Origin of the sequence: Litoreibacter sp. (genome assembly GCF_039974535.1) — a bacterium.
Lineage (GTDB): Bacteria > Pseudomonadota > Alphaproteobacteria > Rhodobacterales > Rhodobacteraceae > Litoreibacter.
The window spans coordinates 528285-554038 of record NZ_JBDWIU010000010.1 but is presented as its reverse complement, the minus strand read 5'-3'; the positions used below and the strand labels follow the sequence as shown (position 1 = coordinate 554038).

Here is a 25754-nt window from a genome sequence, read left to right as displayed (position 1 = left end):
CGTAACCTTGTCTTTGATGTAGATCAATGGGGTATCAATTTTGCGAACGGGAGGGGCTCGCACATGTACGAGCGTCACGACAGTCCCGCCGCCCTGCCGATCTATGCCCAAGTCAGTGAAGTCCTAATCCGCGAAATTGCGGCTGGCCGGTTGGCTGACGGCCAACGTTTGCCACCTGAACGTCAGTTGGCCGCGACCCATCAAGTGACCGTGCGCACCTTGCGAAAATCCCTAAAAATCCTAGAGGAAAAAGGGTTGCTGGAACGGGTGCAAGGGTCAGGCAATTACGTGAGTTCCAATTCGGCAGCGCGAAGTATCTATTCGATGTTTCGCATTGAACTGCTAACTGGTGGCGGGCTTCCCACGGCGAAATTCCTCGATATTCGCGAATGCGATAAGCCCAGCGACTTGCCGGAATTTGGCACGTCCAATCGCGGCACTCGAATGCGCCGATTGCGGTTTTTGAACAAGGTTCCTGCCGCGGTCGAAGAAATTTGGCTCGACGCGGACAGCGGAACGGTCCTAACGGAGCACGCGTCGGATTCCCTTTATCACTACTACCAAGTGAAACTGGGATTTTGGATCACCCGCGCCGAAGATTACGTCAGCATTGGACAGGTTCCCAACTGGGCCCCACCCGAATTTGGCACGCCCATCGGCGACACATCAGGATTTATCGAACGCTTGAGTTGGGGGCAAAAATCACGCCCCGTCGAGTATTCGCGAACATGGTATGACACAGACACCGCACGCTATGTGCAGCGGTTAAAATAGGAAAACGACATGGCGAAACTGGTCAACTACGGCGTCATCGGATGCGGGATGATGGGGCAAGAGCACCTGCGCAACATAGCCCTTTTGCCCGACACCCGCGTCAGTGCAATTTTCGAGCCGGATGCGAACATGGCGCACGAGGCATTGGAGTTTGCGCCAGACGCAACTTTGGTGGACAGCATCGACGCCCTGTTGGAAGTCGCGGATCTAGATTGCATCCTGATCGTCAGCCCAAACTTCCGGCACATCGAGCAACTGGAGGCATTGGCCGCCAAACGCCCCCTGCCCGTTCTGGTTGAGAAACCCTTGTTCACCGACCCAAACGACGTGGCCCGCATGGAGACGTTTCGCCAAAACTACCCCGCCCCCGTTTGGGTCGCGATGGAATACCGCTACATGCCCCCCATCGCGACGTTCTTGAATGAGACCGCCGAGGCCACTGGCGGGGTCAAAATGCTCACCATCCGCGAACACCGCTTCCCCTTCTTGCCCAAAATTGGCGACTGGAACCGCTTCAACGCGAAGACAGGCGGCACATTTGTTGAGAAATGCTGCCACTTCTTCGACCTGATGCGCCTCGTCATGCAGTCGGAGCCGATCCGCGTCATGGCATCGGGCGGGCAGGACGTGAACCATTTGGATGAGAGCTACGAGGGCGAGACACCGGACATCTTCGACAACGGCTATGTCATTGTCGACTTCGCCTCCGGCGCGCGCTCCATTCTGGAGCTATGCATGTTTGCCGAGGGCGCGCGGTACCAAGAAGAGGTCAGCGCGGTGGGGCCCAAGGGCAAGATCGAGGCATTGGTTCCTGGTCCCGGGCGTTTCTGGCCGGAACATCTGGGCGCCCCACCAGTGCCCCAAGTCATTGTCAGCCCACGTGATCCCAAGGGGCCATATGTGCGTGAGGTCCCTGTTGACCCGACCATTCTGGATGCGGGCGATCACAACGGATCGACCTTTTACCAACACCAAGGCTTCGTGGATTTGGTGCGCGGGGTTCGTGATGAGGCCGAAGTCGGATTCAGCGACGGCATGATCTCGGTCCTGATGGGGATGGCGGCGCAACGCTCCATGACAGAGCATCGCGCAGTACGCATTGACGAGTTTATCGCGTAGCGACGAAACTCATGGGGAGAGGTCTACCGCGAAAACCCTCTTGAGGAGCGGAACGTGCCCTTGCGGTTGTGGCCTCGTAGAGAATGACGGTAGCCAATAAATCCATGGCGACGTGCAGACCTGTGATGGGTTCGGGAAAAGCGGTGGTGGCGTGAAAACCCGTGGTGACGTGAGGCGCGGTGATGGCGCGAAGCGCGGTGGTGCCGCTTATGACCGTGGATTTTCGACTTTGCCTGTACGACAACTGCGTCATCGACGCTGTGCGATACAGCAGGCACAACATGTGCGTTAAAGCTGTCGGCGGCGGCGGGGCTTACGAAAACCACGCCCGCACCAATAACTACGGCGAAGAGTGCGGAAACCGTTTTTCGTTTTGCAGTGTAAGTCATGATGTCTCACTTCCTGTTTTCAGTGTTTCGATTAATTCGCATGAGACATTGTTGCCCGATCGAGAACCCTGAAGATAGCAACGCGCGCTCACACAACCTGTCGAACCCGTTACTAGATCAGAGATTCACGTGATGCGGGCTGTAGAAAGCCGACCTAACCATCTGAAAACCATCACTTTAAAAAATTAAAAACACAGCTTCTTACGAGATTAACAACCTTGGTGCAAATGCGCACAATCATAACCATGGATACGTCGTGGCTTTCGCGAAGCCTTTGGAACGCCTGCCTTTCCAATAAAACCCCGCCTGCAAGGCAGCGACTAAAGCAAAGCCGATCTTCGTGTAAGTTACAGAAAATGACACCTTCGGTGGCAGAGTGAGCGCTTTGGCGAAATCGTCAGCTTCACAGCACTCGCGACGCGCATGAGCTGTTTGAATTCCCAAGTGTGCACATCTGCGAGAGGGGGGCTTGTCCTAACGGCCCCATACCGAACACACTCGATTTGATCCAACGAAAGGAACGACAATAATGCTGCGCCCCCTAATAATTGCCACACTTGCCGTCAGCCTCGGCGCATGTGCATCCGTCGAGCGTCTCGCCTTGCCACAGCCGACCTTGTTGTCCGAAGACTTCGCCTTCCAAACTCCAAGGAAAACTGAACGAGTGAACTACGCTGTCTATAACCAGTTCTTGGCCAAGTATTGGACCAAGGACGCAAATGGCATCGCGCGATTGGACTACAAGGCTGTTGGCGCAACAGATCAAGCCAATTTGGCAAGCTTCATCAATCAGCTTCAGCAGAGAGATCCAAGCAATCTAACGCGTGATGATCAGTTGGCCTATTGGATCAACCTGTACAATGCGCAAACCATTCGCGTGGTGCTAGATGCGTATCCCGTCACCAGTATCCGAAAGATCAAAGATGGACCGTTCAGCATTGGCCCGTGGAACCGCAAAGACGTTGTGGTCAATGGCACGGCGCTTAGCCTCAACGACATTGAACATCGTATTATTCGCCCGACCTTCAATGAACCGCGTATTCATTATGCCCTAAATTGCGCCGCAGCCTCTTGTCCCAATCTAGCCCCACAAGCGTGGCAAGGGTCAGGACTTGATGCCGCATTTGAGGTGGCGGAGCTTTCATATCTGGCGGATGATCGTGGGATCAGCATTGGGGACGACGGACGCGTGCAAGCATCCAAGATTTACAGCTGGTTTCGCGAAGATTTCGGGGCCACTGAAAATGAGGTCCTTGCACGTTTGATCAGCAAGTCTCCTGCGCCCAAAGCCGCCGCATTGCGGGCACGCGGGCGCATTGATGGATATGACTACGACTGGTCTTTGAATGAAGTACAGTAACGACGCGCCATAGGTTGGTTGACCTTTGCTAATTGGGTGCGCGCTGACATGACGCGATGTTGAAAGACCTCACGTCATTGTTGGGAGACGACCTCTGGCGTGAGGGCCGAATGCACGACAACGTAAGGCGGAATTTAACCGCGGGAACATCCTATGGCGAACGATCTAGACATTCACGGCGATCCGGCTTTTGCCGCGCGAGGACGCACCTTTGAGGGAACCGACCAGAAAGCCCCTTTGCGCGACGGCCTGGCTGCAGCGGGGCAATATGATGACCTGCAAACTGCGGGGCGGTTTTATCCAATGGCCTGCGTGTCGTTGGAAATAACGCAGCGCTGCAATCTCGATTGTTCGCTATGCTACTTGTCGGATCGCGCGGAGCTTGCCCACGACATACCATTGCCGATCTTGTTCACCCGCATTGCGATGATTGCGCAGCATTACGGGCCAGGTACGCCTGTGCAGATCAGCGGTGGCGACCCCACATTGCGCTCCGTCGAAGATCTCGAAGCGATCTGTACCGAAATCCGCCGCTTGGGTCTTCGGTCTTGTTTGATGACAAATGGAATTCGCGCCACACGCACTATGCTAACGCGTCTTGCACGTGCCGGATTAAATGACGTCGCCTTCCATGTCGATCTGACGGAAGAACGCAAAGGCTACCCAACAGAAGCGAGCCTGAACTCTGTAAGGCGTGACTACATTAACAGGGCGAAAGGCCTTGGGTTGCGCATTCTGTTCAACACGACTGTGTTTGACGGCAACATCGACGAATTACCCTTAATGGCCCGTTTCTTTCGCGATCATGCGGCACATATAACACTCGCGTCCTTTCAAATGGGTGCTGACACAGGGCGTGGCGTCTCGGATCATCATGCCAGTGCCTTGTCCCGCGATATCGTCTCAGACGCGCTTTCAAAAGGGTTTGAAACGGATCTTCGCGCGACACTGGCCATCGGGCACCGCGAGTGTAACAGGTACGACATCTTGCTCGTTGCAGGCAAAAAAGCGATTTCGGTAACAGCAGATGCACCATTCCTGCGCCAACTCATTCCGGCGCTGGAAAGCCCAGATGTAGAACGCAATGCACCAGTGATCGGGCGAATGATCCGCCGAACGCCAAAGATTGCTTTGAAAGGGCTAATCAAAGGACTTGGCCTTTTGTGGAAAATCCGCAGTGGGTTAATCGCAAGCCGCGGGCGCGTGCACCGGATGAGCGTTTTGATCCACAGCTTCATGGATGCAGAGCAATTGGACGCGGAGCGCTGTGCCTCCTGTGTCTTCATGACGATGACATCAGATGGCCCCATGTCCATGTGCGCCTTCAACGCCAAACGTGACGCGCTTATCTTTAAGCCCGTCCCTGTTCAAAAGGGGCAGAGCACTGAATGGTGGAGTGCGGCAACAGGGAACGTAACCAAGTTGCCAGATCAAACTGAGCCAAACCCTGCACCATATAAGCTATTAAAGGGGCGCCAGCGCGCGTTGGCCGCGCGCGAGCGAATGCTTCAAAAACCGTGAGGTCAGCCCTTGGCTTCCGCTTCCTCATAGGCCTCGATGATCCGTGCAACGAGCGGGTGGCGCACCACGTCTTTTGAGGTGAAGTAGTTAAACGACACGCCCTTGACGCCTTTGATCAAATCCTCCGCCTCGCGCAGACCCGACTGCACCCCACGTGGAAGGTCCACCTGCGAGCGGTCCCCCGTAATCACCATGCGAGAGCCCTGCCCCAAGCGCGTCAGGAACATCTTCATTTGCATCGTCGTGGCGTTTTGCGCCTCGTCCAGCACCACGAAGGCATTGGACAATGTGCGCCCGCGCATGAAGGCGAGCGGCGCAATCTCGATCTGCTTTTCTTCGATCAACTTGGCGGCTTGTTTGCCCGGCAAGAAGTCATTCAGCGCATCATAAAGCGGCTGCATGTAAGGATCGACCTTGTCCTTCATATCTCCCGGAAGGAAGCCCAGACGCTCGCCGGCCTCTACCGCTGGACGTGACAGGATAATCTTGTCGACCTTGCCCGTGATGAACAGCGACACACCAACGGCAACCGCAAGATAGGTTTTACCTGTACCGGCGGGACCAATGCCAAAGGCCAGTTCGTTTTTGAACAATGAGTTGACGTAGTCCTTCTGCGCCTGCGTACGTGGTTCCACGGTTTTCTTGCGCGTTTTGATCTCAACGTCGCCGCCGTTGAACATCTCGATCTGGTCGCCCTCTTGGGCCTCAACCATATCAGCGGCGCGCCCCATGCGGATCTCCGCTTCGATGTCGGCCATCTCGACAGTTCGCCCACCTTCCAGCCTCACATAGAGGGCCTGCAACACGGTGGCCGCCTTATCCATCGCCTCGCCCATCACGGCAAGCTGGTTGCCTCGGCGCACAATCTGCACGCCCAGCACCTGTTCAATTTGCGCCAGATGTCGGTCGAACTCTCCACATAAGTCAATCAGCAACCGGTTGTCGGGAAACTCCAGCAGGGTTTCAGACGGGGCGGTATTCGTGGCGGCCACGGTCATATCACTTGTGGACAATGAGTTCTCCTGAGTTGGATATTACCCCTTTAGGGTGCATGAGCCAGCATGAGCACGCAAGGGGGAGAAGTCATCTTTCACGTGATTGGAACGAAAAAGGCTGTCCCAGAGGACAGCCTTTTCCAATTGCTTATATGCTAGGCGCCTAGATGGGGTCGCCAATGTCTTTGGAACCACGGTAGTTGCCAGTTGCGTAGCCGGGAGGGGCTGCACCGGAACATACTGGCTTGCCATTGCGGTCAAGACGCGCAGACAAGTAACCCTCGATGCCATCATCGATGATCCAGTGATCGCAACCGCGTGGATCAACCCAGATACCAGCTTCAAGCTCGCTTAGGTCTTTCTTACCACGCCCAAAGATGGAGTGGCCGTAATCACGCGTTTTGTCATTTTTGTTCGAGCCTGTGCCACCCTCGCAAGCGACGAGTGCGCCAAGAGCGATAACGGCGGTGAATGCTTTTACCAATTTCATGTCATCGTCCCCTTAGCGAATGCACTGAATTTCAACGCGACGGTTCGCGGCTTGACCTTTGGTCGACGCGTTAGACGCCTTCGGCACACGCTCACCATAACCACGGGTAGACACCACTCGCGCCCCAACGGAACGGGCAACCTGAGCCACGGCTTGTGCGCGGCGCTGCGACAGGTTCAGATTGTGAGCGTCACTTGCGCGGCTGTCGGTGTGACCTTCGATCGCATAGGCTGTCGCCCCTGCGGACTTGAAGAACTCTTGAAGGCGTTTTTTGTTTGCGCCGTTGATGCTCGCTTGATTGGTAGCAAACAACTGATCCGAGTTCATAACTGCACAGGTGTTACCACGTCGGCAAACCGGAATGCCCTGACGCGTTACATGCGGCGTCATAAATCCTTCGAACCCGTCATCCATAACCCAGTGCTCACAGCCATCGGGATCAATCCAGATGGTTGGAACATAACGCTCTGCACGAATAGTCGTACGACGCGCGATCTTGCCGTTTTTTACCGTACCTTGGGTAAAGCCATCTTCTGTGAATACGTATTGCTGCTGCGCGGATGCGCCTTCTGTTGAAAGCGTCAAGGTTGCCGCCGCTACGGCGCATCCTGTAATCGCTGTCCTCAGGGATTTTACGAGATTAATGTGCACGTTCCCCGTCCCTCTTTTTGTTGTACCATTGAACTGTTTCATTGCGACTTGTCCGAGCTTCGACCCGCCTCTCAATATATGCGTATCTTAGCCAACTTAAGTATAGATTAAAGAAGTTTTTACTACATATAGTTGCCAAGTCGGCGACAATGGCGCAAATTTGACTCACTTTGTGCAAGCCAAACTGCCCCGCACACGAAAACGTTACCTCAAAGATGCAGAAGTTCTGCGACCCTACGTCAACTCACCCGTCAGGGAATTTGTCATACTTGCGACGATGCGCACGGATTGAACCGTCCCGATCATATCTTCTGGCGCCTCGCAATGGACTGCGTGCAAATAATCGGACTTGCCGATAATCTGCCCAGCCTCGCGGCCCTTCTTCTCAAACAGTACCTTGACCACACGACCAACCATCCCACGCTGCGCGGCGTATTGCTGTTCGCTAAGCAAGGCCTGAAGGCGCTGCAATCGATCAGAAGCGACGTCATCGGCGACCGCCTCTTTTTCTGCGGCAGGCGTGCCGGGACGGGCCGAATATTTAAACGAATAAGCCTGCCCGTAGTTTACCTTGCGCACCAAATCCATGGTTGCCTCAAAGTCCTCCTCCGTCTCGCCGGGGAAGCCAACAATAAAGTCGCCTGACAGCAATAGATCAGGCCGAGCAGCACGGATGCGATCGATCAATTCGATATAGCTTGCGGCCGTATGCTTGCGGTTCATCGCCTTGAGTATCTTGTCGGAGCCAGATTGCACCGGCAAATGCAGATATGGCATCAGCTTGTCGCAGGTGCCATGCGCCTCGATCAGAGCGTCTTCCATATCGTTAGGATGGGAGGTCGTGAAGCGAATGCGCTTGAGCCCCTCAATGTCACTCAGCGCCCATATCAGGCGAGCCAACCCCCATGTGCCATCCTCGCCCTCGCCATGGTAAGCGTTAACGTTCTGACCAAGCAGTGTGATCTCGCGCACACCGCGCTCCACTAGGTTTTGCGCCTCCGCGATCAAGCGCTCTGGCGGGCGCGACACTTCGGCCCCGCGCGTGTATGGGACAACGCAGAAGGCGCAGAACTTGTCGCAACCCTCCTGCACGGTCAAAAATGCAGACGGGCGTGCCTTGCTCACCCGCTTGGGTAGGTGCTCAAATTTGTCTTCTTCAGGGAAATCCGTATCAAGCGCCGCTTCGCCCTTGTTCACCTTCGCCATCAGGTCAGGAAGGCGGTGATAAGTCTGCGGCCCCACGACCAAATCAACCATAGGTTGGCGGCGCATGATCTCGCCCCCCTCGGCTTGGGCCACACAGCCCGCGACGCCGATTTTCAAATCCGGCTTTTCGTCCTTCAACGGGCGCATCCGGCCCAGATCGGAATACAGCTTCTCAGCCGCCTTTTCGCGGATGTGACAGGTGTTAAGCAGGATCATGTCCGCGTCCGCCATGACCTCGGTGGTCTCATAGCCGTCAGACCCCAAAGCTTCCGCCATGCGCTCGCTGTCATAGACATTCATCTGACAGCCATAGGTCTTAATAAAGAGCTTCTTAGTGTTGGACATGATGCACCGGTGTAACAAGGGTTGGGGCGGGGCATACCGCAGCCTGCGCGATCTTGCAATTCAAGGCGGGATGACAGAGTTTAGCCGCAAGCAGAAACGATGGAACGGCAGGCATGCGGCACAGCTCACTTAGCGACTTTTTAAGCGTCGCCACCAGCCAACTCTCCCCGAAGGGGCCGTTTGCGCTTTTGTTCATTGAAGATGACACCGAGGTCACAAGCACCATCGATCATCTAAAGAAGTCCGGCTTTCGCGAAATCCTAGCCTTCGCGGCAGGCCATTTGTTGCCCGAGGACAATGACGGTCTTCACCTGATCGAAGCGGATGTGCACAAACAAGATGCCTTCGCCAGCATCACCACCGAGGTGATTAAACTCTTTCCCGGCGTCTGGATGCATTACTGCTTTAACGCCGAATACTTGTTCTTCCCGTTTTGCGAAACCCGCAACGTGCGTGAGTTGATCGCCTTCATCGTCGAAGAACGCCGTCAATCCATGATGACCTATGTCGTCGATCTATACTCCAATGATCTCGGCAAGCATCCCAACGCCGTGTCGCTAGATCAGGCCCACCTAGACAAGTCCGGCTACTATGCCCTTGCGCGGTTTAGCGAGGACGGCGAAGCGCTGGAACGGCAGTTGGACTTCTTTGGCGGCTTGCGCTGGCGCTTTGAGGAGCACATCCCGTGGCTGCGCCGCCGCATCGACCGCGTAGGACTGTTCCAAGCCACCAAGGATCTGAGGCTATACGGCGACCACACCTTTAGCGAGCAAGAGTACAACACCTACGCCTGCCCGTGGCACCACAATATCTCCGGCACGATCTGCTCGTTCCGAACCGCGAAGGCCTTGGTGTCCAATCCGGGGTCAATGTACGAGATCCCGCACTTCTGGTGGAAGAACTCCGCCCATTTTGACTGGCACTCCAATCAACTGTTGGAGCTGGGATTGATGGAGCCGGGGCAGTGGTTTTAGGAGGCAATTCGCCTCAAACTTTCTGTACCTAAAATATGAGACGCCCCCCGTGGGAGGACGAGGGGCGCTCAACTGATGCGAAGGTTTAGGCTTCTAGAACCTGCGCCTTAGCCGTTTTGCCGATCTGGATTTGACGCGGCTTCAACGCCTCGGGCACTTCCCGCACCAGATCGATATGCAGCATGCCGTCAGCATTGTTAGCGGCAGTCACGCGAACATGGTCCGCCAGATGGAAGCGTTTCTCAAACGCACGGGTCGCGATGCCGCGGTGCAGGTAGGTCTTTGCCGCGCTCTCATCCGCCTTCTTCGCCGACACGATCAGCGCGTTTTCGCGTTGCTCGACGGTCAAATCCGCCTCGGAGAAGCCAGCGACAGCCACCGAGATGCGGTAGGCGTCTTCGTCCGTGCGCTCAATATTGTAGGGTGGATAGGTGGAGGTCTGAACCTCCGAGGACAGAACCCTGTCCATCAGATCGGCAACCCGATCAAAACCAACGGTGGCGCGGTGAAGGGGCGTGAAATCATATGCTCGCATTTAGTGCATCCTTATCAATAAGCAATGTTTGCGTGTGCGGGCCTTCCATATGGACAGGCCCATTTGCGTGTACCGAACCCCTATTGGGCATCCGGTAGTATTGATGTGGGAAAGCGGGATCTGGGTTTCAAGACCCTGATGTCTACGGCTTGATAAACAAGGCCCCTGAAGGCTGCACACCGGATTGCAGCGCGACACGAGATGCGCCAGTGTCGACACGGCGAAACACCCCGTCATTGTACTCAATCTCGCTTAAAAGGACGGATAGGCGTTGGTCCAAACCAACCCCAAGCGCCACCTTTTGCTTGCGCCATTCAGCTTTGGCGGACACCACTGACAAGATGACGGGCTCACCGTTTTGAATTGCGAAAATCGGCGCGCCGGAGGAGCCAAAGTCCACATCACACGACGTCACATAGACCCCCGGATCACGTGCAAGAACGTTGCATGTTTCCTGAATGGATGGCGAATCCTCGCGGTTTTTGGCGTAGGAAATCACCTGCACCTCCTGCCCGCGGCCAACCTCGGTGCCCGTGGCAAATGGGCGGATTGAGGGGTTTTTGATCGGCTGATCCAACTGGATCAACGCCAGATCGGAGGACACTTTGTCGACGTTTCCACGCCCCTTGTAGACGTAATCAGGGTGGATCACCGACCGCTTCGCGCCACGATACGCCGAGGCGCGACCGTGCTGCCAGCCTGCTAAAAATTCAATGTCGGCATCTTGGGTACGGTTACCATCGTTATCAAAAAAGCAATGCGCCGCTGTCAAAACCAGATCAGGTGCAATCAACGTACCCGTGCAAAACCCCGAGGTGCCCAAATTGATGCGCCCCACGCCCTGCCAAGCTTTCGTCGCATCAAGTGACCCTAGCGACCGCAAGGCCCCTTCCGCATGTGCGGAGGTCGTCAGTATGATTGCCGTGATCAGTGTTGCCAGTATACGCATCAATCGCCCCGATATGCCCGTTTTGACCCCACTTAGAGAACAGTTGAGGCGAAATTGCGGCTAGGAGCTGTCATTTTTGGCCACCCACGCCCGCATAGCCTAATGAGGCCACAGATAGCAGTCATGTCCAGACCCCAATCCAAGCAACCACGAAACTGAGGGTATTGTGCAGCAGTGACAGGATGAGTTTGTCGCACAATCTTGCTACAAGATTGTGTATCCTATGCTCACGACAGTCAGCGATCCGTTAGCATCCCAATAAACGGCTCCACCGGAACCATAGGATAGAGTTTTCAGCAACCAGTTCTCACTCCACCCAAATGGAGACTTCGCTCCACCATCTTCCCTAATCCAAGTGACAAATAGTGTGACGCTTCCTGCCCTAAAATGCCCAACGGGATACCGCTTGATTAGGGTTTTGAATCCCACGCTTTGGAACCAAGCGGCAGACTTCTCTGGGTCGCCAATAACGCTATTGATGCGGAACAGGCACACCTTCGCCTTGGCGTCACTGCTCATTGCGCGCCAGTTAACCTTGGTCAGATCATACCCGAACTCAGACTTGGCACGTCTCGTCAAACAAGACTGAGCAGTTGGAAACCTATGAGTTGCAATCTGGTAAGTCAGCGCCTCCCAGCGGGAAACGTTGTGGGTATTGCTGTCAGTTCGCCGGTCAATAAACGATTCCGGAAACGCATTCTGGTCCACTACCCATGACAACGGCTCACACGGTTCACCAGCACAACCCAAGTGGAAGGCCGTACCATCTTGGGTATTCGCTTGATCAGTTGATCGCATTAGGAACCCAGACGGAAATACACCCCAGAACAATACACCTAGACCTAGGACGACCCCACAGATTTTATAAATGGCTTTCCTGTTCATTGAATTTAGTCCTGCCTCAAACGTCCATCGTGCTAGCGCAGGACCGGAATGTCCATCGGGCGTACTCCCCCGTTCGCGGCGGCCAGCATTGCGGGGGGCTTTGGGCCACCCGTTGCCCAATCCAATAGCTCAACTGTGTGCACAATCGGTACCTGCGTGGCGGAGCCGATCTGCATCATGCAACCAATGTTGCCCGCCGCGATGATGTCGGGGTTCTTGGCCTCCAAGGTCTTCACCTTCCGGTCCTTTAGCTCCTTGGATATTTCCGGCTGCATCAGGTTATAGGTCCCAGCCGAGCCGCAGCATAGATGCGGGTCCTTTGGCTCCAACACAGTGAAGCCCGCACGCCGCAGCAGGTCTTTGGGGTAGGTCTTGATCTGCTGGCCGTGCTGTAAAGAGCACGCCGCGTGATAGGCCACATGCAGCTCTTGATCCGAACCTTCCGGCAGGTCCAGCTTCATCAGCACCTCGGACACATCCATAGTGATGTTCGAGACAGCCTGCGCCTGCGCCGCAAGGGGGCCATCGCGGAACATATGCCCGTAGTCTTTCACCGTCGTGCCGCAACCGGAGGTGTTGATGACGATCGCGTCCAATCCCCCGCCGTCCATCTCCGCGCTCCATGCGTGGATGTTTTTGGCAGCCGTGGCGTGGCTCTCGTCGGCCTTGCCCATGTGGTGAGTTAACGCCCCGCAACACCCCGCGCCTTCAGCCACGACCACCTCGCAGCCCAAGCGGGTTAGCAGGCGGATGGTGGCGTCGTTGATATCGGTGTTCAGCGCCTTTTGCGCACAGCCCGTCATAAGCGCCACGCGCATCTTTTTGGCCGTCTCAGGTGCGAAGCTTTGCGGATCATCATTGCGCGACACAGGCGGAATATTTTTGGGCGCCATCTCGATCATCGCACGCAAACGCGGATCAGGCATGAACCGCGCGAAGGGGCGCGCGATCTTGGCCCCAAACAGCGCCAAACGGAACCGAGTGGGATAGGGCAAAATCCGCGCCAACACCCAGCGAAGCGCACGATCGGTAAAGGGGCGGTCGTAATGTTGCTCGATATACTCGCGGGCATGGTCGACCAGATGCATATAGTGCACGCCGGACGGACAGGTCGTCATACAGGCGAGACACGACAAGCAGCGATCTACGTGCTTCACCGTTTTGGCATCCGGCTTGCGGCTGTTCTCCAGCATGTCCTTGATCAGATAGATGCGCCCACGCGGGCTGTCCAACTCATCCCCCAGCACTTGGTATGTGGGACAAGTGGCGGTGCAAAACCCGCAGTGAACACAACTGCGCAGCACCTTTTCGGAGCGCGCCATGGCTGGGTCTTTGAGCTGCTCGGGGGAGAAGTTGGTTTGCATGATTTACCCCATCATTCCGGTATTAAAGATGCCGCGTGGATCGAACTGACGACGCAAGCCTTCCGACAAGGCGGCAAGCGCCGCAGGCTCTGGGTGGAACATTTCCGCATCGCCGCGCAGACATGTGGCGTGGCCTGCAACATCCCCTAATGCGCTGCGCACATCCGCCCCTTCAGGCACCACAGCCCAGATCAATCCGCCACCCCAATCAAGAGACACATCTGCGTCGCTTGGCAGGCGCGCCACCACCTCTGCTGCGTCGCTGGGTTTCACGGAAATCCGCCACAGATCACCATTGTCTTGCGCAAACTGAGTTGCATCGCAAACATCCGCCCAGAATTCATCTGACGCGCCTGCTTCCAGTTCCTCCATCTCGCCAAACTCTTTTAGCAGGTCTCGCAAGCCCTTCATGCGGTATGTGACCGATGACGCAAAGCCTTCCAGCCGAAGCGCTGTTAAGCCTTGCTTTATATTTTGCGCCGCACCCGATACCTCGAATGGAGAACCAAGCCCGATGGACATGGCCTGCACCGCGCGGGTGACGTCCAGCCCGTGAAGCAGCAACGTTTTTGTCGTCTCAATCCCGGGCAAGACCTTGAAGCTCACTTCCGTCATAACCCCCAAAGTGCCGTAGGCGCCCGCCATCAACTTGACCAAATCATAGCCCGTGACGTTCTTCATCACGCGGCCACCGTTTTTGATGACCTCGCCCTGCCCGTCCACATATCGCACCCCAATTAGGCTATCGCGGCACGCCCCCGCTTGGATGCGGCGCGGGCCGGATGAATTTGTCGCAACAACGCCCCCGATAGTTGGCTCCCCAGAGGTGCCGAGCAGTTTGCGGTAGTCCCGTGGCTCAAAGGGCAACCGTTGGTTTTCCTTAGCCAACGTTTTTTGGATTTCAGACACGGGCGTACCCGCTTGCGCCACCAACGTCAGCGAGCCTGGCTCGTAAAGCTTGATACCGCTCAGGCCCGCAGTGGACAGCACATTCCCCTGTGCCGCGCCGTGCAATCGCGTCCCCCCGCCTTGAATGCGGAATGGGCTTTTTGCACTAGCGACTATTTCGGCCAATGCCTGTTCACTGTCAGGGTTCATCATATCGGGTCTATCTTCTATTGATCTGTTGTTCTGCGCGCCCAATTAGCCAGCGCGGCGAGACTCTGTGGCAGAAAGTGGAAACACTTTTGAAGGGTTCAAAAGCCATTTGGGATCGAAGACGTCCTTCACCTTCATCTGCGCCTCAAGGTCATTGGGGGTGAATTGGTCAAACATCAGATCACGTTTCTCGATGCCCACGCCGTGCTCCCCTGTCAGGCAGCCGCCGACCTCGACGCACAAGCGCAAAATATCCGCCCCCATGGCCTCGCACAGCTCCAAATCGCCTTCTTTGTTCGCATCAAACAAGATCAGCGGGTGCATGTTTCCGTCGCCTGCGTGGAACACGTTCCCGACGCCCAGCCCGTATTGCTTGGACAATTCCCCAATGCGTTTGAGCACGTAAGGAAGTTCCGACACGGGGATCGTCCCGTCTAGGCACATGTAGTCGTTGATCTGCCCCATAGCGCCAAACGCGGACTTGCGTCCCAGCCAAATCTTGGCGCTTTCCTCGGCGGAGGTGCTTTCGCGCAACTCCACAGGGTTATGCTTGCGAGCGATGTCCATGATTTTGCTAAGCTGGTCGTCGATCTCTTGTGGGGAGCCTTCGACCTCCACAATCAATAGAGCCTCGCAATCTGGGTATCCGGCGCCAGCAAAGGCCTCGGTGGCGCGGATAACGGGGCGGTCCATAAATTCAATCGCCACGGGCAGAACACCCGCCTTGATGATGTCAGCCACACAAGCGCCAGCGACCTCATTGTCGTCGAAGCCCATCAGCACGGGGCGCGCACCTTCAGGCTTGCGAAGGATGCGCAAAGTGGCCTCTGTCACCACTCCCATTTGCCCTTCGGAGCCGCAGATCAACCCAAGCAGGTCATACCCCGGCGCATCCAGATGCGCGCCGCCGATCTCAACAACGGTGCCGTCCATCTGCACCATGGTGACGCCCAGAAGGTTGTTCGTCGTCACCCCGTATTTCAGGCAATGCGCGCCGCCGGAGTTCATCGCAATGTTGCCCGCAATGGCACAAGCAAGCTGGGAGGACGGGTCTGGGGCGTAGAAGAAGTCATTCTCCTCAACCGCGCCTGTCACAGACAGGTTGGTCATGCCGGTTTGGATGCGGATATAGCGGTCGTTGTAATTCGTCTCCAGCACATCCGTCAGCTTGGCCACCCCGAGGATCACGCAATCCGCAGTTGGCAAGGCCCCGCCCGCAAGGGATGTGCCAGCGCCGCGCGGCACCACTGGCACGTTTTCCTCATGGCAGATTTTCAATGCCTCCGAGACTTCCCGAGTGGACGACGGCAACACCACGCAAAGCGGCGGACATTTATAGGCCGTTAACGCGTCGCATTCATATGCACGGGTCTCAAATTCATCATAGATCACTGCATCGGTCGGAAGAACCTGTTGCAATCGCTCCACCAGTTTGGCCTTTTTAGCCATAATTCTTGCATCTGGGACTGGCATTTCCATGGGTTATCCTATCGAAACAGAGTAATTGGTAAAAACATATTACCAATTTACATCTATGGCAAGTCCTAGAAAACGCGGCTAGCATTGCCCCATGAATGTTCAAGATCACCTAACTTTATTAACCCCTCTAGACGCCCTTGCGGTGGCTTTATTGGTGGCTAGCTGGTTCATCATTAGCTGGTGGATCGAGCGTCCGAACGCCGCAAAGCCATCTGTGACCATCTTAATGATTGAGTATCGCCGCGAGTGGATGCGCCAAATGGTGACCCGCGACCCGCGCATTTTCGACGCAGCCGTTTTAGCGGACCTACGCCAAGGCACATCATTCTTCGCGTCAGGCTGTATGATTGCAATTGGCGGCGTGCTGGCCGTGATTGGCAACACCGACCAAATCCAGCATGTCGCCTCTGACCTGACCCTCGATAACATTCCGAGCATCATCTGGCAGTTCAAACTGCTAACCGTTGCCCTGTTCCTCACTTACGGCTTCTTGAAATTTGTGTGGTCAAACCGGCTGTTCGGCTATTGCGCCGTCGTCATGGCATCAGTGCCCAATGATACAACCGCGCCAACCGTTTATGAGCGCGCGGAGCAAGCAGCAGACATCAACATACGCGCAGCTTGGAACTTCAACCGCGGATTACGCGCAATTTACTATTCTTTGGGTGCTTTAGCGTGGTTAATGGGCCCGATTGCCTTGCTCATATCCGCCACGATCGTCACCTACATCATTTGGCAGCGAGAATTTGCCTCCATTCCGCGTAGTATATTAATTGACGGGCCTGCTTTGCCCAAAACAACTGAGGAAACCAAAGTATGAAATCCCTGTTGAATACCGTTATCGCCCTTGGCCTGCTTAGTGCCCCTGCATTTGCTGACCAAGCGTCCATCGAGAAGGTCGCCGCCCGACAAGCTGGCAATGGTTGGAGCTTTGACGTCACCATCAAACATCCTGACTCGGGCTGGGACCACTATGCAGATGGCTGGTCCGTCAACGCCCCTGATGGCACCGAGTTGGGGTACCGTAAACTGACGCACCCGCATGAAAATGAACAACCCTTCACACGCTCCTTGTCAGGCGTGACCATCCCAGATGGGGTTAAAGAGGTCATCATCCGCGCCCACGACAGTGTGCATGGTTGGTCCGACAAAACCTACTCGGTGAAGTTGAAAAACTAACGGCGCCCTTCGCGCAGCCACGCGCCAACCGTCAGCACCATCGCCAGAAGCAAAAACAGCCAAGGCGACACTATGGGCGTGACCGTCACATTGGTGGTGACATAGGCATTGCGCGGGGTTAACCCGATCCAACCGCGACCGGCAGCATTCCGTCCCTCGCCAACCATGCGCAGATCAGGAATGCCGTCTTCTAGGCGCAAGATTCCACCCCGCGTTGCATCCACGATGCCTTCCAGCTTGTCGCCGGACGCCACGGTTTCGATAAATTCTCGGGGGGCTGCTGGCCCCAATGCAACGACGCTTTCATGATCCCCCTCTTTCAGGCGGTACAACCCTTGTTGCGGCCCGACAAAGGTTGTTGTGAAGCGTCCGGGGCTGGTCTCGGTCAAAGGCAGCAGTGTCACGGTCCCATCGGGCGCAGTGATTTCCAACTCGCCCACTTCCAGATCCAAAGTCCGGCGCGTCAGAGACATGGTTTGCCCTTCGACCACCGCCGTAAGCGCCTCTTCCTCAAGATCAGGTTCTTTCATCATCCAGTGGGCAAGGCGGCGCAGCAGTTCCAACTGCGGGCCACCGCCCTCATAGCCGCGATGCCACAACCACGCCTGATCCGACGCCATCAACGCAATGCGCCCGTCGCCCACGCGGTCCAGCGTCAGCAATGGGCGATCCTCGATGCCCGACATAACCGTTTGACCTTGAAGCGCTTCGACCTCGATTTGCCGCATCCAACGCCCCCAACCCGGAACACCGTCAACGGTTGGGTTTGGCGCAAACTTCTCTAGGCCTTCGGTGACGGGGTGGCGCTGGCCAAGTTCAGACACCAACGGCTTGAAGCCTTGATCCAAGACGCGGGCCGTCGGTTGAGCCGGAATGATTTCACCCAAAGGCGAGCGGAAAATACTGTCAGCCGATGCAAAGTCAGGGCCCGCCGCCACCAGCACCGCGCCGCCGCCCTCAACATATTGACGGATGCTGTCGAAATAGAGGGCAGGCAGAATGCCGCGTCGCTTGTAGCGATCAAAGATAATCAGATCGAACTCGTCGACCTTCTCAAGAAACAACTCCCGCGTCGGGAAGGCGATCAGCGACAGCTCTGACACCGGAACGCCGTCTTGCTTTTCGGGCGGGCGCAGGATGGTGAAGTGGACAAGGTCCACAGCACTGTCGGATTTGAGCAGATTGCGCCATGTGCGTTCCCCCGCGTGTGGCTCGCCCGAGACCAGCAGCACGCGCAGGCGGTCGCGCACACCGTTGATCTGCACCACCGCCGAATTATTACGATCAGTCAGCTCTGTCTCGTCTGCGGCGACATCAAATTGCAGCACATTCATACCACCGTGTGGCAGCGTTAGAGGCAGCTCCAAATCCTCATTAACCGGGACTTTGAAGTTCTGCGCCCGTGCCCCGTCTATTGCGATGGAGATACTGGCGAGTTCAGGAATTCCGACTGGAACGCGACCCTGATCCTCGATGCGTATAGTCAGCTTGATCTCTTCGTCGAGAATGGCAAAGGCTGGCGCATTTTTGATGATCAGGCGTCGATCCCAATCGGCTTCTCGCCCTGTGAGCAATGTATGAAGCGGGGCCTCCAACGCCGGTGCGCGTGCCGCATCGTGCAACTGGCCATCCGTGATAAGCAAGGTGCCGGCGAGGCGCGATTTGGGTTCTTCGGACAATGTGTCACTTAACGCGGTCATCAACTCGCTACCCGCGTCGCCCTGCCCGTCAGGCACGGTCACTTGACGCAGCTCCATGCCGCGCGCGGTGATGTCCGCGCTTAACGCATCGACCGCTTGCGCCGTTTGGCTTTCGCGATCGGACAGGCGTTGCGAGGCCGTCTCATCCACCAGCATCACCACGATATCAGACAGTGGATCACGCTCTTCGTCTTGTAGCGACGGGTTCGCCAATGCGACCAGCAGCACAGCCATAGCAGGGGCGCGAAGCCACCAACCTCCAAGGCCACGCCAGATGGCTATAATGGAAAAGATCGCGGCAACTGCCGCCGCCGCATAAAGGGCAACCCATGGCACGAGGGGGTCAAAAATCACATCCATATGCTAATTCCCCAGCCGCTCTAGCAGGGCCGGAACATGGACCTGATCGGACTTGTAGTTACCGGTAAGGACATGCATCACCACGTTCACACCAAAGCGGATTGCCAGCTCGCGCTGACGCTCCCCGCCAAAGCCGCGCCCCACGGGATAACGAGGATTGCCCCGCTCATCACGCGCCCAAGCGGCCGCCCAATCGTTGCCGCCGATCAGCACAGGGGTCACCCCATCGTTCAAATCGCGGAACGGCAAGCCTTCGGCGGCCTCGGCATCTGCGGGGGCAGCTTCCACCCAAATATCGCGCGACGAGAAACGCCCCGGGAAATCTTGCAGCAAATAGAAGGTGCGGGTCAAAACATGGTCCTGCGGGATTGGTTCCAGCGCGGGGATATCCAAAGGTGCTGCCAAGGCCTGCAACTTGCGGCCCAGTGGCGTAGAGGTGCCAAAGCCGCCGATATTGCCATCACGAGTGTCGAACAGGATCATCCCACCGGTGCGCAAATAGCGGTTAAGTTTGGAATATGCTTGCGACGACGGGGTGGGTTGGCTTTCGGTAATCGGCCAGTAAAGCAGCGGATAAAACGACAACTCATCCGTCTCCAAATCCACCTCTAGCGGGTCAGCAGGCTCAATAGACGTCCGCCGGAACAGGCTAACGGACAACCCGCGCAACCCTTCCTCAGACACGCGGTCCAACTTGGGATCACCAGTTTTCACATAGGCCAAAACCACGTCAGACGTGGCTTGCAAGGCCCGCGCGTCATCTTGGGCATTTGACATCTCCGGCATGCTCGTAACCGCAACGAGCACCACCGCCGCAGCAGTAGCCCCACGCAACTTTCCAGACAGAGCCAATGAGGCCAATATATCAGCCAGCAACAAGGCCAGCGCTGCACTGAGCAATGCGCCCATAAGCGGCGTTTCTTCCGCCACAAGTATACCTTCCACAGTCACGCCAGCGGGCCAAGTTGAGGGCGACAACTCTGCATCTGAAGGCAACACATTCATAGCCAAACGGCGGTCTTCGCCGGCGTAGAGCCCCGGCGGCAGATCGGCCCCAATGGGGGTTTCGGCCACCGTCTCTCCCGCAATGCCCGCAAGGTTGCCCGCGTCGCGCACCACCCCGAATGCATCCAATGTCTCCTCGGGAACCCATGTGGTTCCAATCAGGTCTTCAGCGGCGATTTCGGCGGGTCGGGTGGAGATCGCCAAGCGCTCCAGCATTTGCACGAACAGGCCCGACAAAGGCAGGGTGGACCATTCGGCATTGGAGGTGACGTGAAACAAAATGATCTGCCCGTCGCCTAGGGATTTGCGTGTCACCAAGGGCGTGCCATCGACAAGCGAGGCAATTGTGCGCTCTGCCAGTTCGGGGTCAGGCTCGGCCACAACCTGACTGCTCACCTGCACGTCTTCGGGAATGGTCAGGCCAAAAAACGGGCTGTCGCGAGTGAAGGCCCGCAGCGCCTTAGGCTCACCCCAAGACATCGCCCCGCCCACACTGCGCCCACCTGCGCGAAGGCGCACAGGCATCAAGGGGTCATTCCGCTCAATATCCGCCGAAGCGGTTCGCGGGCCCGCAAAGCGGACCAACATGCCGCCCTCGTCCACCCAATCCAGCAGGGCATCACGCTCCGCGCCAGACACCGTAGCGACATCGGCCAACATCAACACGTCAGGACTGGCGAGCAGCATGTCTTGCAATACTCCCTCAATGAGATCAGCGGTCGGGACCAGCGCCTTGTTTAGATAGTAAAGTGGCGACAGCAGGTCCTGCGCCTCTTGGTCGTCGCGGCCAGACAGCAGCCCCACTTCGCGACGTTTTAGCGCGTCGTCGGTCAAAGTCACGGCACCGGCGGAGCGCGTGCCTTGGATCTCGAAACGATTAACGCGGTTGCGCAACTCGGACGGCAGATCAAGCTGCACTTCTGCGCGATCCGCCCCGATGGTGAATTCAGCAGTAGCCGTGGCCAACACTTGCTCAACGCCATTTGGGTCCGGCCCCATGGCCAGCAATGTCAGCTCATGCGCGGCAGATGTCGGGCTGCGTAGGGCAGTGACCGAGATGCGCCCGTCTTTGAACACCGCAGGCGTCAGCGCGTAGATAGGCCGCGCGGTTTCAATGATGGTCACCTCGCCTTTGGCGTCAAAGGCGGCCAGCGTATCCGTGCGCGTTGCGCGGTCCAACCCGTCAGAGAACCAGATCGTCTCAAAGTCCGTAGAGCCTAGGCGGCCATACCAATCCGTCAGGGTCGCCGCGTTCGGCTCCCATGCGCGGGGCTGCACGCCCGCCAGCGTTGCGGCAACAGCATCAGCCGATTGGAACCTCAACTCGCCCGACGTTGGCTCGGACAGCACAACAACTGCGGCGGGGCGACCTTCGCGGCCAGCCTCGGCCAACAAATCCTCGACCCGTGAAATGCGCCCTGACCAGTCACGCGAACTGGCCCATGATCCATCCATCGCAATCAACAATGGACCCGATCCAGCGCGATCCTCTTCAGGGTTCAGAATCGGCCCCGCAAAGCCAATGATAAAGGCCGCGACGGCCAGCATGCGAAGCAACAGCAGCCACCAAGGTGTGGTGTCGGTTTGGCTCTCATCGTCGTTCAACCCCAACAGCAGCGCAATACCGGGGAAGCGTCGCTTGATGGGCGCGGGCGGCACCGCTCGCAGCAGCCACCACAAGATTGGAAGGACTGCGAGGGCGATCAGCAAAAGCGGCGTGGTAAAGGCGAGATTGGCGATCATGCGGCACCTCGCTCAAGGGATTGGTACAGCCACATCAGCGACTTAGCCGCGGGGTCATTGGTGTGATGGCACATGTATCGCCAACCGGTTTTTCGCGCCAAATCCTGCAAGCGGGCTTTGCGTTGCTTCAGGCGATCAAGATAGGCATCGCGCAGGGAGTTGGCCTTGAGTGTTTCGAACTTGATCGCGCCGGACATGCTCTCGAACACCGTGCGGCCATCAAATGGGAAGGCTTCTTCGTCGGGATCAAGCACCTGCACCAAGGCTCCGCGAACGCCGCGGTCCGTGGCGGAGGTCAGGGCCATCTCAACCTCTTTTGGGTCGCCCAAGAAGTCCGAGATAAATACCGCACGCGACCCCGCAGGCAAGACGCGGGCGTTTGGCGTGCCGTAGTCAGCCTCGCCTTGGGCATTCATCAGATGGCCTGCGATCCGGCCCAGCTGGCCCTCGCCCCTGCGAGGTGGGGTGCCGCGATTGGCAAGGCCGAAACGCTCGCCGCCCTTGTTCAGCAGCACGCAAAGCGCCATGGCGATCACGCGAGCGCGGTGACCTTTAGTGGGGCGATCCTTGCCGCCAGAAAAGCTCATGGACATTGCGTCATCCACCCACAGCATCACCGATTGCGCCGCTTGCCATTCTTTTTGGCGCACGAAAGTCGCGTCTGATCGGGCCGAGCGGCGCCAATCCACATCGCGTAATCCATCACCGTGACCTGTCGGGCGGTACTGCCAAAACTCATCCCCCATGCCCGCACGTTTGCGGCCATGATCCCCCAATAGAACCGTTGCGGCCAGATGCTCTGCCTGCGCCAAAAGGGCAGGAAACGCACTGGCATGGGCCTCGGCACGATGCCTAAGGCCAGCCGGTGTGCTCGCAGGATCAGTGGGGGCTGTTTGGCTCACGCGGCAGCTTTCCTTTGGCCGGTTTGGGCCGCGACGTCGGCGATAACATCCGTCAAGACACGCCCTTCCGCACGGGCGGCGAAGCTAAGCGCCATGCGGTGCGACAAGATCGGATCGGCCAACGCCAACACATCATCCGAGGACGGAGCCAAGCGACCCTGCAGCAACGCCCGCGCACGGACGGTCAGCATCAAGGCTTGGGCGGCACGCGGGCCAGGCCCCCATGCAACGGTTTCGCGAACCAAATCTGTGGCCTCGGCCTCATCGGGGCGGCAAGCGCGGACCAGATCAAGGATATGCTCCACCACCGCGTCACCAACAGGCATGCTGCGCACCAGATTTTGCGCCGCCAACAGTTCGTCACCCGTGAACACTTCCGTGGCTTGCGCAGAGGCGGTCCCCGTCGTGGCCAACAAGATGTCGCGCTCTGTATCACGGTCGGGGTAATCCACGTTGATCTGCAAAAGGAACCTGTCGAGTTGCGCTTCGGGCAGCGGGTAGGTGCCTTCTTGCTCCAACGGGTTTTGGGTGGCCAGAACGTGGAACGGCGCGGGCAGGTCGTGGTCAACGCCCGCTACGGTCACAGACCGCTCCTGCATCGCCTGCAACAACGCGGATTGGGTTCGAGGCGAGGCGCGGTTGATCTCATCCGCCATCAGCAATTGCGCAAAAATAGGCCCCTCGATGTAGCGAAAGGAGCGGCTGCCATCATCCGCAGTTTCCAGCACCTCCGAACCGATAATATCGGCGGGCATCAGGTCAGGTGTGAATTGCACACGGTTAGAACTCAGCCCCATCACGGTGGACAGCGTATCCACCAACAAGGTCTTACCAAGTCCGGGAAGCCCCATAAGCAACGCATGGCCCCCTGACAGCATCGCCACCAGTGATAGGTCCACAACATCTTGCTGCCCAATGATCTTTTGGCCGATGCTGGCGCGGGCGGCGCTTAGCTTCTCCGCAAGGGCTTCTATATCTTTTACCAATTCCTGCGCGTCGGCCATATGACAACTCCCTTGGGGCGGCTATACTCATTACAGACATAAAGGCAGAAATGACGGGATAACGGAATGGCAAAAGGCACCGATGCACAAAAGCTTGAGCTTCCATCGGCGGAAAGCATCGCAGCAGCTGCGCAAGAAGGCGCCAAAGGCGGCATGCCCCCCGTAGATAAATGGAATCCGCCGTTCTGCGGAGACCTAGACATGCGCATCGCGCGGGACGGGACGTGGTTCTACCTTGGAACGCCCATTGGGCGGGCAGGCTTGGTGAAGCTGTTCTCATCGATCATTCGCAAAGATGGCGACGACTACTTCCTTGTCACCCCTGTGGAAAAGGTCGGGATCACGGTCGATGACGCACCCTTTGTTGCTATCGATTTCGACGCCAGCGGTGCCGGTGCAGATCAAAAGCTACGTTTTGAGACCCACGTCGGCGACAGCTTTGTTGCAGGGGTTGAGCACCCTTTGCGTGTCTCCTATGACGAACACGGCGAGCCGTCCCCCTATGTGCTGGTCCGACGCAACCTAGAGGCCTTGGTGGACCGCAAAAGTTTCTACAGGCTGGTTGATCTGGGGACGCATCACAATGATTGGTTTGGCGTGTGGTCCTCAGGCGAATTTTTCCCGATAATCCGCTCAAGTGAACTCGGTGATTAGTTTTCGATCCGCCCGCCACTCACACATTGGCGCACAGAAGTAGTGCGTTCGTAGGCTATTTCCGCACGAAGGTATTGGGTAAGCTGCGATCACACTCTGTCGAATCCGAAAGCACCATATGTCCCGTTTTTTCATGGCCCACCTGCTGTTCAGCGCCGTTACGTCGGCACTTATGTCTTCGTTAGTTTGCGGTGTGGCAACGTTTCGAATGGTTGGGGCGTCTGGGGCATTTATGCATGTTTGGACGGGAGCATGGATGTTCGCTTGGCCCGTCGCATTTTTGGTTTTGGTGAGTATCGGACCGTTTGTGCGCAAAGCCGTTTACCGCAGCTGCAACTGCCCAATGACCGTCCCAACGCAACAAGACAAATAAACACATTCCGACTGGACTATCTCCTGCACGCGGTTCTTTACTGAGCACTGCATAAGGAGATCACACCACATGGATGTTTCAGTCTGGCTCACATTTGTCGCCGCTTCCACCGCCCTACTTCTCATTCCTGGACCGACAATTCTGTTGGTGCTTAGCTATGCGTTGAGCCATGGGCGAAAAGTGGCACTTGCGACATCTGCAGGCGTGGCATTGGGCGACCTGATCGCCATGAGCGCCTCACTTGCGGGGTTGGGCGCCATAGTCCTTGCATCTGCCACGCTATTCACCACCTTGAAATGGATTGGCGCTGCATACCTAATTTACATGGGCATCCAGCTTCTGCGCAGCGCGGGGGCCGCTAAATTGGGGAACCTGCAATCCTCACGTGAGCCCTCAGCACGCGAGTGCTTTACCAACGCCACCATCGTCACCGCATTAAACCCAAAGTCGATCGTGTTTTTCATCGCCTTCGTTCCACAGTTTGTGGACCCGCAAGCAGCGCTTCTACCCCAGTTCGCCATTTTGATCGCGACCTTCGTAGGGTTGGCGACCCTCAACGCACTGACTTATGCGCTTCTAGCCGACAAAATGCGCAGCCGAATGCAGCGCCCTTCGGTCATTGTCTGGCTAACCCGCACAGGTGGCGCGGCCTTGGTGGCCATGGGCATCGCCACCGCAGCCGTCAGACGTGCTGCCTAAA

23 protein-coding genes are annotated in these 25754 nt (G+C 57.0%); 9 read left to right on the top strand and 14 right to left on the bottom strand.

Translation table 11 applies throughout. From position 1 onward, the window contains the following. The first annotated feature begins 63 nt into the window (after window positions 1-63). Window positions 64-774 carry a GntR family transcriptional regulator gene (locus ABJN86_RS10380; protein WP_348366897.1) on the top strand — a complete coding sequence of 237 codons (711 nt, stop codon included), beginning with the start codon at window positions 64-66 and terminating at the stop codon, window positions 772-774. Window positions 775-783: 9 nt separating this feature from the next. Continuing rightward, window positions 784-1893 carry a Gfo/Idh/MocA family oxidoreductase gene (locus ABJN86_RS10375; protein WP_348366896.1) on the top strand — a complete coding sequence of 370 codons (1110 nt, stop codon included), beginning with the start codon at window positions 784-786 and terminating at the stop codon, window positions 1891-1893. 23 nt (window positions 1894-1916) lie between these two features. On the opposite strand, the gene ABJN86_RS10370 is transcribed toward ABJN86_RS10375, so the two are convergent. After that, the gene (locus ABJN86_RS10370; protein WP_348366894.1) at window positions 1917-2282 is read right to left on the bottom strand and encodes a hypothetical protein; all 366 of its coding nucleotides are present in this window, start codon (window positions 2280-2282) and stop codon (window positions 1917-1919) included. Window positions 2283-2811: 529 nt separating this feature from the next. Here ABJN86_RS10370 and ABJN86_RS10365 point away from each other — a divergent pair. Then, window positions 2812-3642, top strand: a complete 831-nt coding sequence (locus tag ABJN86_RS10365; protein WP_348366893.1) for a DUF547 domain-containing protein — start codon at window positions 2812-2814, stop codon at window positions 3640-3642. 153 nt (window positions 3643-3795) lie between these two features. Next, on the top strand, window positions 3796-5163 hold the full coding sequence (locus ABJN86_RS10360; protein WP_348366891.1) for a radical SAM protein: 1368 nt from the start codon (window positions 3796-3798) through the stop codon (window positions 5161-5163). 2 nt (window positions 5164-5165) lie between these two features. Here ABJN86_RS10360 and ABJN86_RS10355 read toward each other — a convergent pair whose 3' ends face one another. The 4 genes from ABJN86_RS10355 to miaB form a co-directional block, all read right to left on the bottom strand. Continuing rightward, window positions 5166-6161, bottom strand: coding sequence for a PhoH family protein (locus ABJN86_RS10355; protein ID WP_348366939.1), 996 nt, complete (start codon window positions 6159-6161; stop codon window positions 5166-5168). Window positions 6162-6321: 160 nt separating this feature from the next. Then, window positions 6322-6648: a hypothetical protein gene (locus tag ABJN86_RS10350; RefSeq protein WP_348366890.1), complete on the bottom strand. Its 327-nt coding sequence runs from the start codon at window positions 6646-6648 to the stop codon at window positions 6322-6324. A 12-nt stretch (window positions 6649-6660) separates the two neighbouring features. Continuing rightward, the gene (locus tag ABJN86_RS10345; protein ID WP_348366888.1) at window positions 6661-7233 is read right to left on the bottom strand and encodes an OmpA family protein; all 573 of its coding nucleotides are present in this window, start codon (window positions 7231-7233) and stop codon (window positions 6661-6663) included. Between the two features lie 300 nt (window positions 7234-7533). Next, window positions 7534-8850 (bottom strand): tRNA (N6-isopentenyl adenosine(37)-C2)-methylthiotransferase MiaB, encoded by a 1317-nt coding sequence (gene miaB, locus ABJN86_RS10340; RefSeq protein WP_348366886.1) that lies wholly within the window; start codon window positions 8848-8850, stop codon window positions 7534-7536. A 113-nt stretch (window positions 8851-8963) separates the two neighbouring features. Here miaB and ABJN86_RS10335 point away from each other — a divergent pair, with 113 nt between their 5' ends. Next, window positions 8964-9824, top strand: a complete 861-nt coding sequence (locus tag ABJN86_RS10335; RefSeq protein ID WP_348366884.1) for a hypothetical protein — start codon at window positions 8964-8966, stop codon at window positions 9822-9824. A gap of 85 nt (window positions 9825-9909) precedes the next feature. On the opposite strand, the gene ABJN86_RS10330 is transcribed toward ABJN86_RS10335, so the two are convergent. The 5 genes from ABJN86_RS10330 to ABJN86_RS10310 form a co-directional block, all read right to left on the bottom strand. Then, a complete protein-coding gene (locus tag ABJN86_RS10330) occupies window positions 9910-10359 on the bottom strand; it encodes an Hsp20 family protein (RefSeq protein ID WP_348366883.1) in 450 nt (149 codons plus the stop codon). Between the two features lie 142 nt (window positions 10360-10501). Beyond that, a complete protein-coding gene (locus tag ABJN86_RS10325; RefSeq protein ID WP_348366881.1) occupies window positions 10502-11308 on the bottom strand; it encodes a trypsin-like serine protease in 807 nt (268 codons plus the stop codon). 917 nt (window positions 11309-12225) lie between these two features. Then, window positions 12226-13557, bottom strand: a complete 1332-nt coding sequence (gene glcF, locus ABJN86_RS10320) for a glycolate oxidase subunit GlcF (protein ID WP_348366880.1) — start codon at window positions 13555-13557, stop codon at window positions 12226-12228. A 3-nt stretch (window positions 13558-13560) separates the two neighbouring features. Beyond that, on the bottom strand, window positions 13561-14658 hold the full coding sequence (locus tag ABJN86_RS10315; protein ID WP_348366879.1) for an FAD-binding protein: 1098 nt from the start codon (window positions 14656-14658) through the stop codon (window positions 13561-13563). A 42-nt stretch (window positions 14659-14700) separates the two neighbouring features. After that, window positions 14701-16134 carry an FAD-linked oxidase C-terminal domain-containing protein gene (locus tag ABJN86_RS10310; RefSeq protein WP_348366877.1) on the bottom strand — a complete coding sequence of 478 codons (1434 nt, stop codon included), beginning with the start codon at window positions 16132-16134 and terminating at the stop codon, window positions 14701-14703. A gap of 91 nt (window positions 16135-16225) precedes the next feature. Between ABJN86_RS10310 and ABJN86_RS10305 the strand changes: the two genes are divergently transcribed. Continuing rightward, window positions 16226-16954, top strand: coding sequence for a DUF599 domain-containing protein (locus ABJN86_RS10305; protein WP_348366875.1), 729 nt, complete (start codon window positions 16226-16228; stop codon window positions 16952-16954). Continuing rightward, window positions 16951-17313 (top strand): hypothetical protein, encoded by a 363-nt coding sequence (locus ABJN86_RS10300; protein ID WP_348366874.1) that lies wholly within the window; start codon window positions 16951-16953, stop codon window positions 17311-17313. The genes ABJN86_RS10305 and ABJN86_RS10300 overlap by 4 nt, the downstream gene beginning before the upstream one ends. On the opposite strand, the gene ABJN86_RS10295 is transcribed toward ABJN86_RS10300, so the two are convergent. From ABJN86_RS10295 to ABJN86_RS10280, 4 genes are read right to left on the bottom strand one after another with little or no spacing between them, the layout of a single operon-like run. After that, on the bottom strand, window positions 17310-19373 hold the full coding sequence (locus ABJN86_RS10295) for a hypothetical protein (protein ID WP_348366872.1): 2064 nt from the start codon (window positions 19371-19373) through the stop codon (window positions 17310-17312). The genes ABJN86_RS10300 and ABJN86_RS10295 overlap by 4 nt on opposite strands. Window positions 19374-19376: 3 nt before the next feature. Next, window positions 19377-22121, bottom strand: a complete 2745-nt coding sequence (locus ABJN86_RS10290; protein WP_348366871.1) for a DUF4159 domain-containing protein — start codon at window positions 22119-22121, stop codon at window positions 19377-19379. Next, window positions 22118-23023: a DUF58 domain-containing protein gene (locus tag ABJN86_RS10285; RefSeq protein WP_348366870.1), complete on the bottom strand. Its 906-nt coding sequence runs from the start codon at window positions 23021-23023 to the stop codon at window positions 22118-22120. Before ABJN86_RS10285 ends, ABJN86_RS10290 begins: the two co-directional genes overlap by 4 nt. Continuing rightward, window positions 23020-24027 carry a MoxR family ATPase gene (locus ABJN86_RS10280; RefSeq protein ID WP_348366868.1) on the bottom strand — a complete coding sequence of 336 codons (1008 nt, stop codon included), beginning with the start codon at window positions 24025-24027 and terminating at the stop codon, window positions 23020-23022. Before ABJN86_RS10280 ends, ABJN86_RS10285 begins: the two co-directional genes overlap by 4 nt. 66 nt (window positions 24028-24093) lie before the next feature. Between ABJN86_RS10280 and ABJN86_RS10275 the strand changes: the two genes are divergently transcribed. Then, entirely contained in the window at window positions 24094-24681 is a 588-nt protein-coding gene (locus ABJN86_RS10275) for a DUF1285 domain-containing protein (RefSeq protein ID WP_348366867.1), read from the top strand. A 442-nt stretch (window positions 24682-25123) separates the two neighbouring features. Next, a complete protein-coding gene (locus ABJN86_RS10270; RefSeq protein ID WP_348366865.1) occupies window positions 25124-25753 on the top strand; it encodes a LysE family translocator in 630 nt (209 codons plus the stop codon). Window position 25754: the final 1 nt, after the last annotated feature.